Origin of the sequence: Streptomyces sp. NPDC001513 (assembly GCF_042894695.1) — a bacterium.
Taxonomy (GTDB): domain Bacteria; phylum Actinomycetota; class Actinomycetes; order Streptomycetales; family Streptomycetaceae; genus Streptomyces.
This window is the reverse complement of record NZ_JBIAVU010000014.1, coordinates 282,722-294,282: the sequence shown is the minus strand read 5'-3', so window position 1 is coordinate 294,282 and position 11,561 is coordinate 282,722. Positions and strand designations below refer to the sequence as shown.

Annotated in this window: 9 protein-coding genes; 4 read left to right on the top strand and 5 right to left on the bottom strand. The window is 73.9% G+C overall.

Annotated elements, in window-relative coordinates; all coding sequences use genetic code 11:
* Nucleotides 1–194: 194 nt before the first annotated feature.
* From ilvD to ACFYZ4_RS30035, 3 genes are all read right to left on the bottom strand, one after another.
* Nucleotides 195–2,045 (bottom strand): dihydroxy-acid dehydratase, encoded by a 1,851-nt coding sequence (gene ilvD, locus ACFYZ4_RS30045; protein ID WP_390785323.1) that lies wholly within the window; start codon nucleotides 2,043–2,045, stop codon nucleotides 195–197.
* A 122-nt stretch (nucleotides 2,046–2,167) separates the two neighbouring features.
* Nucleotides 2,168–2,791, bottom strand: a complete 624-nt coding sequence (locus ACFYZ4_RS30040) for a TetR family transcriptional regulator (protein ID WP_351299054.1) — start codon at nucleotides 2,789–2,791, stop codon at nucleotides 2,168–2,170.
* Nucleotides 2,788–3,615 (bottom strand): sugar phosphate isomerase/epimerase, encoded by an 828-nt coding sequence (locus ACFYZ4_RS30035; protein WP_351299057.1) that lies wholly within the window; start codon nucleotides 3,613–3,615, stop codon nucleotides 2,788–2,790. Before ACFYZ4_RS30035 ends, ACFYZ4_RS30040 begins: the two co-directional genes overlap by 4 nt.
* A 188-nt stretch (nucleotides 3,616–3,803) precedes the next feature.
* Between ACFYZ4_RS30035 and ACFYZ4_RS30030 the strand changes: the two genes are divergently transcribed.
* Nucleotides 3,804–4,916, top strand: a complete 1,113-nt coding sequence (locus ACFYZ4_RS30030; RefSeq protein WP_351299060.1) for an endonuclease/exonuclease/phosphatase family protein — start codon at nucleotides 3,804–3,806, stop codon at nucleotides 4,914–4,916.
* Between the two features lie 46 nt (nucleotides 4,917–4,962).
* On the opposite strand, the gene ACFYZ4_RS30025 is transcribed toward ACFYZ4_RS30030, so the two are convergent.
* Complete coding sequence (locus ACFYZ4_RS30025; RefSeq protein WP_390785322.1) at nucleotides 4,963–5,898, bottom strand: Ppx/GppA family phosphatase; 936 nt, start codon at nucleotides 5,896–5,898, stop codon at nucleotides 4,963–4,965.
* A gap of 63 nt (nucleotides 5,899–5,961) precedes the next feature.
* On the opposite strand from ACFYZ4_RS30025, the gene ACFYZ4_RS30020 reads away from it, so the two are divergent.
* Nucleotides 5,962–6,873, top strand: coding sequence for a hypothetical protein (locus ACFYZ4_RS30020; protein WP_390785321.1), 912 nt, complete (start codon nucleotides 5,962–5,964; stop codon nucleotides 6,871–6,873).
* On the opposite strand, the gene ACFYZ4_RS30015 is transcribed toward ACFYZ4_RS30020, so the two are convergent.
* A complete protein-coding gene (locus tag ACFYZ4_RS30015) occupies nucleotides 6,870–8,669 on the bottom strand; it encodes a hypothetical protein (RefSeq protein WP_390785320.1) in 1,800 nt (599 codons plus the stop codon). The two genes, ACFYZ4_RS30020 and ACFYZ4_RS30015, sit on opposite strands and share 4 nt — an antisense overlap.
* Before the next feature lie 171 nt (nucleotides 8,670–8,840).
* Between ACFYZ4_RS30015 and radA the strand changes: the two genes are divergently transcribed.
* Both radA and disA read left to right on the top strand, forming a co-directional pair.
* Complete coding sequence (gene radA, locus ACFYZ4_RS30010; RefSeq protein WP_351299072.1) at nucleotides 8,841–10,256, top strand: DNA repair protein RadA; 1,416 nt, start codon at nucleotides 8,841–8,843, stop codon at nucleotides 10,254–10,256.
* A 173-nt stretch (nucleotides 10,257–10,429) separates the two neighbouring features.
* A complete protein-coding gene (disA, locus tag ACFYZ4_RS30005) occupies nucleotides 10,430–11,554 on the top strand; it encodes a DNA integrity scanning diadenylate cyclase DisA (RefSeq protein WP_266936016.1) in 1,125 nt (374 codons plus the stop codon).
* The last annotated feature ends 7 nt before the right edge of the window (nucleotides 11,555–11,561 follow it).

The following is an 11,561-nucleotide window of genomic DNA, read 5'->3' as shown; positions in this document are numbered from 1 at the left end:
TTTGGGGGGGGGTTTTTTTTTTTTCCCCGGGGGGGGGGGGGGGGGGGGGGGGGCGCGGGCCGGGGGGGGGGGGGGGGGGGGGGGGGGGGGGGGGGGGGGGGGGGGGGGGGCGCGGCGCCCCCCCCGCGGGGGGGGGGGGGGGGCCCCCGACGGGGTCAGTCGATGTACGTCGATGTACGTGATGTACGTCGGTGTCAGCCCAGGAGGGTGACGTCGCGGACCGCGCCCTTGTCAGCGCTGGTGGCCATGGCGGCGTAGGCGCGCAGGGCCGCGGAGACCTTGCGCTCGCGGTTCTTCGGGGCGTAGATGCCGCCGAGGGCCTGGTGGCGGGCCGCCAGCTCCGCTTCGGGGACGAGGAGCTCGATGGAGCGGTTCGGGATGTCGATGCGGATGCGGTCGCCGTCCTCGACGACGGCGATGTCGCCGCCCGAGGCCGCCTCCGGGGAGGCGTGGCCGATGGACAGGCCCGAGGTGCCGCCGGAGAAGCGGCCGTCGGTCACGAGGGCGCAGACCTTGCCGAGGCCGCGGCCCTTGAGGAAGGAGGTCGGGTAGAGCATCTCCTGCATGCCGGGGCCGCCGCGCGGGCCCTCGTAGCGGATGACGACGACGTCGCCGGCCTTGATCTCCTTGCGCAGGATCTTGTCGACGGCCTCGTCCTGGGACTCGCAGACGACCGCCGGGCCCTCGAAGGTCCAGATCGACTCGTCGACGCCGGCCGTCTTGACGACGCAGCCGTCGACGGCGATGTTGCCGCGCAGGACGGCGAGGCCGCCGTCCTTGGAGTACGCGTGCTGCACGGAGCGGATGCAGCCGCCCTCGGCGTCGAGGTCGAGGGTGTCCCAGCGCTCGGACTGGGAGAAGGCGGTGGCGGAGCGCTTGCAGCCGGGAGCCGCGTGCCACAGCTCCATGGCGGTGCCGGAGGCCGTGCCGGAGCGGGCGTCCCACTGGGCGAGCCAGTCCTCCAGGCCCTCCGAGTGGACCGTGGTGACGTCCTTGTTGAGGAGGCCGCCGCGGTGCAGCTCGCCGAGGATGGCGGGGATGCCGCCGGCCCGGTGGATGTCCTCCATGTAGTACGTGCCGCCGGGCGCCACGTTCGGGGCGACCTTGGCCAGGCACGGGACGCGGCGGGAGACGGCGTCGATGTCGGTGAGGTCGTACTCCAGGCCCGCCTCCTGGGCGGCGGCGAGGAGGTGGAGGATCGTGTTCGTGGAGCCGCCCATCGCGATGTCGAGGGCCATGGCGTTCTCGAAGGCCTCGCGGGTGGCGATGTTGCGCGGCAGGACCGACTCGTCGCCGTCCTCGTAGTACCGCTTGGTGATCTCGACGACCGTGCGGCCGGCGTCCTCGTACAGGGCGCGGCGGGCGGTGTGCGTGGCGAGGACCGAGCCGTTGCCGGGGAGGGCGAGGCCGATGGCCTCGGCGAGGCAGTTCATCGAGTTGGCGGTGAACATGCCGCTACAGGAGCCGCAGGTGGGGCAGGCGTTCTCCTCGATGCGCAGCACGTCCTCGTCGGAGACGTTCTCGTTGGCGGCGTCGACCATGGCGTCGATCAGGTCGAGCTTGCGGACGGTGCCGTCGACGAGGATGGCCTGGCCGGCCTCCATCGGGCCGCCGGAGACGAAGACGACGGGGATGTTGAGGCGCATGGCGGCCATCAGCATGCCCGGGGTGATCTTGTCGCAGTTGGAGATGCAGATCAGGGCGTCGGCGCAGTGCGCCTCGACCATGTACTCGACCGAGTCCGCGATCAGGTCGCGGGAGGGCAGGGAGTACAGCATGCCGCCGTGGCCCATGGCGATGCCGTCGTCGACCGCGATCGTGTTGAACTCGCGCGGGATGGCACCGGCGGCGCGGATGGCGTCGGAGACGATCCGGCCGACGGGGGCGAGGTGGGTGTGGCCCGGCACGAACTCGGTGAAGGAGTTGGCGACCGCGATGATCGGCTTGCCGATGTCCTCGCTCGCTACGCCCGACGCGCGCATCAGCGCACGAGCGCCTGCCATGTTGCGGCCGTGGGTGACGGTGCGGGACCTCAGCTCGGGCATGCGGTTTCACTCCCCATGAGTGCGGCTGTACGGTCAGCCGCGACTGCGGATATGGCTCAGATACGAGGCTACGCCCACCGCCCGCGATCCGGACGCCGCGTCCGCATGACGGGACGACAGGCTCACTCCTCGGTCAGGTACCGCTGCAGTGTGGGGGCCACGAGCGCCACGATGTCCTCCGCGTCCGCGGAGGCGAGGGGCTCGACCCGGACGACGTAGCGCAGGATCGCGATGCCGACCATGTGGGAGGCGGCGAGCTCGGCGCGGAAGGTCGGGTCGGGCACGTCGAGGTCGGCGGCGACCCGCTCCAGGACCCGCCGCAGCACCAGCTCGCGCAGCACCTTCGCGGCGGCCTCGTGGGTGAGGGCGGAGCGGATCACGGCGAGCAGCGGGGCCCGGGTGACGGGGTTCTCCCAGACGCCGAGGAAGTAGCGGGCGAGGCGCTCGCCGATGCCCTCCGGGCCCTCTCCGATGATCGCGGGGACCACCATGGCGGGCTCGATGCTGACCTCGATGGCGGCGGCGAAGAGGTCGTCCTTGCTGCCGAAGTAGTGGTGGACCAGCGCCGGGTCGACCCCCGCCACCTTCGCGACGCCGCGCACGGACGTCTTGTCGTACCCGCGCTCGGCGAACACCTCGCGGGCGGCCAGCCGGATCCGCTCCTGGGTGCCGGGCCCGTCGTCGGCCTCGTCCTGCCGCGGCCGGCCGGGCCCGCGGCGGCGCGGCTTCTCCGCTCCCGTGGTCATGCCCGTCGCGCCCTGTCCCGGGTGGCGGTGGCGAGGTGCAGCCGCGTGAAGGCCAGCGCCTCGGCGAGGTCGGCCTCGCGCTCGGCGGAGGACATCGCCCGCCGCGTGTTCACCTCGATCACCACATGGCCGTCGAACGAGGTCCGGGCGAGCCGCTCCAGCAGCTCGGCGCAGGGCTGCGTACCGCGCCCGGGGACCAGGTGCTCGTCCTTCGCCGAACCGTTTCCGTCGGCGAGGTGGACGTGCGCGAGCCGCTCGCCCATCCGGTCGATCATCGCGGTGGCGTCCGTACGGGCGGTGGCGGTGTGCGAGAGGTCGACGGTGAAGTGCCGGTAGTCGTCCTTCGTCACGTCCCACTCGGGTGCGTACGCGAGCATCTCGCGGTCGCGGTAGCGCCAGGGGTACATGTTCTCCACGGCGAACCGGACGTCCGTCTCGTCGGCCATCCGCCAGATGCCGGTGACGAAGTCCCGCGCGTACTGGCGCTGCCACCGGAACGGCGGGTGCACGACGACGGTGGACGCGCCGAGCCGCTCGGCCGCCGCCTGCGCCCGCTGCAGCTTGGTCCACGGGTCGGTGGACCACACGCGCTGGGTGATCAGCAGACACGGCGCGTGCACGGCGAGGATCGGCACCTGGTGGTGGTCCGACAGCCGGCGCAGGGCGTCGACGTCCTGACTGACCGGGTCCGTCCAGACCATGACCTCCACGCCGTCGTACCCGAGGCGCGCGGCGATCTCGAAGGCGGTCGCCGTCGACTCCGGATACACGGAGGCGGTGGAGAGGGCGACTTTCGCGGTCGGGACGCGGACTGGTTCTGCCACGGAGACAGGGTACGGGGCCGACGCCCGCCCGGTACGTGACGGCCGCCACCCGGGGCCGGTCCGGGCCGATCGACAGGACACCCCGTAGGCCGCCCGGCCCACAGCTGGATCGCGACGCACCGTCAACCGTCTTAGGTTTCGGCCAAGATGCGGGTGTTCGCCCGCTTTTCACCGAGAGGGCTGCCCGCATGACTCGCCGTTGGCTCACATCCGCCCTGTGCGCGCTCGCGCTGCTCGCCCCCGGATCGCTCGGCACGGCCTCGGCCGCCGAGGGGGGCCGGACCCCCTTGCGGGTCGCGACCCGCAACCTCCACCTGGGCGCCGACCTCGCACCCGTCCTCGCCGCCACCACCCCGCAGGAGCTCGTCGCCGCGGTGACCACGGTGTGGGCGAACGTCCGGGCGACGGACTTCACGGAGCGCGCCGAGGCACTGGCCGACGAGATCGCCGAGAGCGAGCCCCACCTCGTGGGCCTCCAGGAAGCGGTGCTGTGGCGCAGCCAGACCCCGGCCGGGCCGGGCGGCGCCACCCACGTCGAGTACGACTTCCTGCGGATCCTCCTCGACGAGCTCGCCGCCCGCGGCAAGCACTACGCCGCCGTCGCGAGCGTGACCGTCGGCAGCGACTTCGAGGCCCCCCGCTCCACGCCCGGCGGCCTCCAGGACATCCGCCTCACCGACCGCGACGTGCTCCTGGCCCGCACCGACCTGCCCGCGCGCGCCTTCTCCGTGGCCCACGCGCAGGCCGCCCGGTTCCGCGACCACGTGCCCGTCTGCCGGCCCGCGCTGGGCTGCCCGGCCGGTCCGGCCCTGAAGATCGAGCGCGGCTGGGTCTCGGCCGACGTCACGCTCCGCGGCCGCGCCGCCCGGGTGGTGAGCACCCGTCTCGAACCCGCCGCCCCCGCCGTGCAGGAAGCCCAGGCCGCCGAACTGCTCGCGGGCCCGCTGGACACCAAGCTCCCCACCGTGCTGCTCGGGGACCTCAACTCGGCGGCCGGCGGGGTCGGCGCGACGCCGGCGACCGCCACCCGCAGCTACGACCGCCTCCTGGCCGCCGGCTTCCAGGACGTCTGGACCGCCAACCGGCACCGCCCCCGCAGCCCCGGCTTCACCTGCTGCCGGGCCCCCGAGCTGCGCAACGCCGCCTCCGGCCTCACCCAGCGCATCGACTACGTGCTCTTCCGCGGCAGGATCAACGCGCTGACGGCCGACCTGGTGGGCGCGACCCCGGCCGACCGCACCCCCTCGGGGCTGTGGCCGTCCGACCACGCCGGCGTGACGAGCGCGCTCCGGCTGCGCTGACCTGTCCGGCCCCGGGCTCGGGCTCGGGCCGGGGCCGGGGCCGGTCCTACGATCCCGTCGGCATGTGGTCCAGCCTGCGGAGGATCACGCCCTCGCGCAGGGCCCAGGGGCAGATCTCCAGCTCGTCGACGCCGAAGAGGTCCATCGTGGCCTCCGCGACGAGCGCGCCCGCCAGGAGCTGGTTCGAGCGGCCCTCCGAGACACCCGGGAGGGCCGCGCGCTGGGCCGTGGTCATCGCCGCCAGGCGCGGGACCCATTCCTCCAGGGACTTGCGGCTCAGGTCCCGCTGGACGTACAGACCCTCCGCCGAGCGGGCCGCGCCCGCGATGCGCGCCAGCTGCTTGAAGGTCTTCGACGTCGCCACCACGTGGTCCGGCGTGCCGAAGCGGCGGAACTCGCCGACCGTGCGGGCGATCTCCGCCCGCACGTGCCGCCGTAGCGCCCGGATGTCCAGCGCGTCCGGCGGGTCGCCCGGGAGCCAGCCCGAGGTGAGGCGGCCGGCGCCCAGCGGCAGCGAGACGGCCGCGTCCGGGTCCTCGTCGATGCCGTACGCGATCTCCAGCGAGCCGCCGCCGATGTCCAGGACCAGCAGCTTCCCGGCGGACCAGCCGAACCAGCGGCGGGCCGCGAGGAACGTCAGCCGGGCCTCGTCCTCGCCGCTCAGCACCGGCAGGTCGACGCCCGCCTCGGCCTTGATCCGCGCGAGGACCTCGTCCGCGTTCGTGGCCTCCCGTACGGCACTGGTCGCGAAGGGGAGGACGTCCTCGCACCCCTTGTCCTCGGCGGCCTGGACCGCGTCGGAGATCACCGAGACGAGGCGCTCCACGCCGTCGGGAGTGACGGCGCCGCCCTCGTCGAGGAGCTCCGCCAGCCGCATTTCCACCTTGTGCGAGTGCGCCGGCTGCGGGCGCGCGCCGGGGTGCGCGTCCACCACCAGCAGATGGACCGTGTTCGAACCCACATCAAGGACACCGAGTCTCATAGGGGGAAACGCTACTGCGAGGAACGCTCGGGGGTTGTGTAAGGGGCGCTTAGGCTTGGGTTTGTGCCAAATACGAAGAAGGCCAACAAGACCCGGTCGCAGAAGGACACGGGCAAGGACCCTGCCAAGGACACCGCCAAGAACACCGCCAAGGGCAAGAACGCCGCAAGCAAGGGCGGCGGCGCCCGGAACGGCAAGGGCAAGCCCCCCGTCGTCTCCGACGAGAAGGGCCTCGACTTCCCCCGGGCCTGGGTGGAGTTCCCCGATCCCGCCGACGACGAGCAGGTCTTCCGCTGCGACCTGACCTGGCTGACCTCCCGCTGGACCTGCATCTTCGGCAGCGGCTGCCAGGGCATCCAGGCGGGCCGGGCGGACGACGGCTGCTGCACGCTCGGCGCGCACTTCTCCGACGAGGACGACGAGAAGCGCGTCGCGCAGCACGTGGCCCGGCTGACGCCCGAGCTGTGGCAGTTCCACGACGTCGGCAGCGAAAGCGGCTGGACCCAGCACGACGACGACGGGGAGAAGCAGACCCGTCGCTGGGACGGCGCGTGCATCTTCCTGAACCGGCCGGGGTTCCCCGCCGGGGCCGGGTGCTCGCTGCACATCCTGGCGCTGAAGAGCGGCCAGGAACCGCTGGAGACCAAGCCCGACGTCTGCTGGCAGCTGCCGATCCGCCGGACGTACGACTGGATCGAACGGCCCGACGACACCCGCGTGCTCCAGGTGTCGATCGGTGAGTACGACCGCCGCGGCTGGGGTCCCGGCGGCCACGACCTGCACTGGTGGTGCACGTCGGCCACCTCCGCGCACGGCGCCGGGGACCCGGTGTACGTGTCGTACCGCGCCGAGCTGACGGAGCTGATGGGCAAGGAGGGGTACGAGGCGCTCGTGAAGCTGTGCGAGGCGCGGCTGGCGTCCCTGCTGCCGATGGCCCCGCACCCGGCGGACCCGGTCGAAGGGCCGGGGGCTTAACCCGAAGAGCCCGACGGGCCCGGGTCCGGCCCGGGGGAAACCGTTCCGCCTGAGCCGTCCGGCGGCGTCGCGGTCGGCGTGGGCGTCGGGTCCGGCGGCGGGATCGTCGGCTCCGTGGGCGTGGGGGCCGGCGTGGGCGGCTGCGTCGGGTCCGGGGTCGGCGACGGGGGCGAGGGCTGCGCCGGGTCCGGCGTGGGCGTCGGGGTCGCCGCCGGGCGGCCGCGGCCCTGGATGGAGACCACCGCACCGCTCGGATCGACCCCGACCCGGGCCGTCCAGGCGCCCACGGGCTGGGCCTCGGGGTCCACGGCGATCCGTAGGGTGACCGATTCTCCGGGGGCCAGCGTGCCCGCGGTCCGGCTCGCGCGCAGCCACGGCGCGTCGGACCAGAGCCGCCAGTCCACCGGGGCGCCGCCGGAGGCGGTGAGGGTGAGCAGCGTGAGGGAGCCGCGGGAGGACGCGGCGACGGAGAGGTGGCCGGCGTGGGCTCCGGCGCGGTCGGCTCCGGCCGGCGGGCCGGTGCTGATCACCTCGACGGAGACGTCGGAATCGTCACTGCTCTGGGCGAAGCCGGGGCCGCCGGTGGTGCTGGCGGCGTTGCCGGTGTTCTCGTACGCCGTCAGCGGGCGGCCGTCGGTGCGTGCCGTCGGGAGTTCGGACTCGCTGGCGGAGATGCGGGTGGAGTCGCCGCCGACGGGCTCGCCCGTGCTGGGGGCGCCGCGGTACGCCGCCCACAGCGCCAGCACCGGGGCGGCGACGACGGTGGCGACGACGGTCGTGGTCACCGCGCGGGCGCGCAGCCGGTCGCGGCGGGCGGCGCGGTCCCTGGGGTCCATCGGGAAGCCGGTGCTGGTGAAGCGCGGGCCGGGCCTGCGGCCGCGGCCCCGGCCTGAGCGGAGCATCGCCGCGTGGACGGCGGTGCGGGGGGCGGGTACGAGCGGGAGGGCGGCGGTGTTGATGCCGCCGGAGCCGGGCCAGGGGGCGCCGACGCCCACGCGTTCGGCGACGCGGCGGCACCGGGGGCAGTCGTCGACGTGCCGGACGAGTTCGGCGCGCAGGGTGCTGGACAGCAGCACGTTGCCGTCGCCTTCACCGTCTCCGTCGTCGCCCGTGAGCAGGGAGACGGCGGAGCAGTTCCCGGTCTCCACGACGGCGAGCGCGGCGCGGGTGCGCTCCACCTCGCAGGCGGCGCCGGACAGGAGCTCGCGGGCGGTGGCCGGGGGCGTGCCGAGGACGGCGGCGAGCTCGGGGACGCCGAGGCGGTGGCGGACGGCGAGTTCGAGGGCCTCGCGCTGGGCGGGCGTGGTGCCGGCGGCCTCGGGCCAGGCGAGCCGGGCCAGTTCGGTGCGGCGGTAGGCGTGCACGTCAACGAGCCGGTGGGCGTCCGGGGCGCGTCCGGCGTCGGGGACGGTCCCCGGGTCCGTGGCACCGCCCAGCGCACGGTTGCGCTCGGTGTGCTCCGGCGCACGCCGGGCGGAATGCGCTCCCTGCCGGGTGCGCCGTTGCTCTGCCAGCCGGCGCAGACAGCCCCAGCGGGCGAGCGCGTAGAGCCAGGCCCGCCGGTCCCCCTCGTCGGGGCAGCGGCCGGGGTGCCGCTCGGCCACGGCGAGGACGTCACCCAGCACGTCGGTGGCGGTGTCGTGGTCGCACAGGACCGACAGGCAGTACGTGAACAGACCGTCCAGGTAAGGCTCGTGCCGGAAGGGGGGCGGCTGCTCCCCCTCGCTGTGCGTGCGCCCGTGCGCCCGGTGTGCGCCGGTGTGCGCTGAGGGGAGTGCCTGGTTGCTGCTGTTCACCTGGCGACCGTAGGCGGCACGCCGGTGGCGCCCTGGAAGCCTTCCCCACTTTTAGCCCTTACGGGTGAACAGATCGGTGGTCCGCTGACGTGGCCCCTGACGTGGGAGGGCTCCGGCCGCCTCCGGAGCCCTCCCACCGCGTTGTCGGTGCGGGCGGCTACCGTGAGCGGCATGGCTGCCCGCACCGCTCGTTCATCCGCCAAGGACCGGCCGTCCTACCGCTGCTCCGAGTGCGGGTACACCACCGCGAAGTGGCTCGGGCGCTGCCCCGAGTGCCAGGCCTGGGGGACCGTCGAGGAGATGGGCGGCGCACCCGCCGTGCGGACCACCGCCGCCGGGCGGGTCTCCGCGCCCGCGCTGCCGATCGCGCAGGTCGACGGCCGGACGGCGACCGCCCGCAGCACCGGCGTGGACGAGCTGGACCGCGTCCTCGGCGGCGGCCTCGTCCCCGGCGCCGTGGTGCTGCTCGCCGGCGAGCCCGGCGTCGGGAAGTCGACGCTGCTGCTGGACGTCGCGGCGAAGGCGGCCAGCGACGAGCACCGCACGCTGTACGTGACGGGCGAGGAGTCGGCCGGCCAGGTGCGGCTGCGCGCCGACCGGATCAACGCCCTCAGCGATCACCTCTACCTGGCCGCCGAGACCGACCTGTCCGCCGTGCTCGGGCACCTCGACGCCGTGAAGCCCTCCCTGCTGATCCTGGACTCCGTGCAGACCGTCGCCTCCCCCGAGATCGACGGCGCGCCCGGCGGCATGGCCCAGGTCCGCGAGGTGGCCGGGGCACTGATCCGGGCCTCCAAGGAACGCGGGATGTCCACCCTCCTCGTCGGCCACGTGACCAAGGACGGGGCCATCGCCGGCCCCCGGCTGCTGGAGCACCTCGTCGACGTCGTCCTGAGCTTCGAGGGCGACCGGCACGCGCGGCTGCGGCTGGTGCGCGGCATCAAGAACCGGTACGGCGCCACCGACGAGGTCGGCTGCTTCGAACTGCACGACGAGGGGATCACCGGGCTCGCCGACCCGAGCGGGCTGTTCCTGACCCGGCGCGCCGAGGCCGTCCCGGGCACCTGCCTGACCGTGACGCTGGAGGGCAAGCGTCCGCTGGTCGCCGAGGTGCAGGCGCTCACCGTCGACTCGCAGATCCCCTCCCCCCGGCGCACCACCTCGGGCCTGGAGACCTCGCGCGTGTCGATGATGCTGGCGGTGCTGGAGCAGCGCGGCCGGATCACGGCGCTCGGCAAGCGCGACATCTACAGCGCGACCGTCGGCGGGGTGAAGCTGACCGAGCCGGCCGCCGACCTCGCCATCGCGCTCGCCCTGGCCTCCGCCGCCAGCGACGTACCGCTCCCGAAGAACCTCGTGGCGATCGGCGAGGTCGGTCTGGCCGGCGAGGTGCGGCGGGTGACCGGCGTCCAGCGGCGCCTCGCCGAGGCGCACCGGCTCGGCTTCACGCACGCGCTGGTCCCGGCGGATCCGGGGAAGGTCCCGGCCGGGATGAAGGTGATCGAGGTGGCCGACATGGGCGATGCGCTCCGGGTGCTGCCGCGCGGGCGCTCCCGTACGCCGGCCAAGGAGCGGGCCACCGACTGACGGGGCAGCGGCCCTGGTCAGGGGGTCCGTACGGGGCCCCCGCAAGCCGTACCTGGCCAAGCCACGGCGGGGCCGCAGCGCGCGCCGGTAGACTTTGGGCTGGTCCGCCCGGCCGTACGCACGTCCTCGTGCCCGCGGCGCGGGGCGGCGCAACCCGCGACCGGAGGAGTGCAGTGGCAGCCAAGGACGGGGCAGCAGCATCCGGCAAGTCGGGCGCGAGCTCCAAGCAGGAGGCCATGATGCGCGCCTCGCTGAGCGCGGTCGCACCTGGTCAGCCCCTGCGTGACGGCTTGGAACGGATCGTCCGCGGCAACACCGGCGGGCTCATCGTCCTCGGCATGGACAAGTCCGTCGAGGCCATGTGCACCGGCGGTTTCGTCCTCGACGTGGAGTTCACCGCGACCCGGCTGCGGGAGCTGTGCAAGCTCGACGGCGCGCTCATCCTCGACAAGGACATCACCAAGATCCTGCGGGCCGGTGTGCAGCTGGTGCCGGACGCGTCGATCCACACGGAGGAGACGGGCACCCGGCACCGCACCGCGGACCGCGTCTCCAAGCAGTGCGGCTTCCCGGTGGTCTCCGTCTCGCAGTCGATGCGGCTGATCGCGCTGTACGTGGACGGCGAGCGACGGGTCCTGGAGGAGTCCGGGGCGATCCTGTCGCGCGCGAACCAGGCGCTGGCCACGCTGGAGCGGTACAAGCTGCGCCTCGACGAGGTCGCGGGCACGCTGTCGGCGCTGGAGATCGAGGACCTGGTCACGGTCCGCGACGTGACGGCGGTCGCACAGCGGCTGGAAATGGTCCGCCGGATCGCGACCGAGATCGCCGAGTACGTGGTCGAACTGGGCACGGACGGACGACTGCTGTCGCTGCAGCTGGACGAGCTGACGGTGGGCATCGAGCAGGAGCGGGAGCTGGTCATCCGGGACTACGTGCCGGAGCCGACGGCGAAGCGTTCCCGCACGGTGGACGAGGCACTCGCTGAACTGGACGCGCTGACCCACCCGGAGCTGCTGGAACTGGCGATCGTGGCGAAGGCGCTGGGGTACACGGGCTCGCCCGAGACCCTGGACTCGGCGGTGTCGCCCCGCGGCTACCGGCTGCTGGCGAAGGTGCCGAGGCTGCCGGGCGCGATCATCGAGCGCCTCGTGGAGCACTTCGGCGGGCTGCAGAAGCTGCTCGCCGCGAGCGTCGACGACCTGCAGACGGTGGACGGCGTCGGCGAGGCGCGTGCGCGCAGCGTCCGCGAAGGCCTGTCCCGCCTGGCGGAATCCTCGATCCTGGAGCGCTACGTCTAAGACCCGC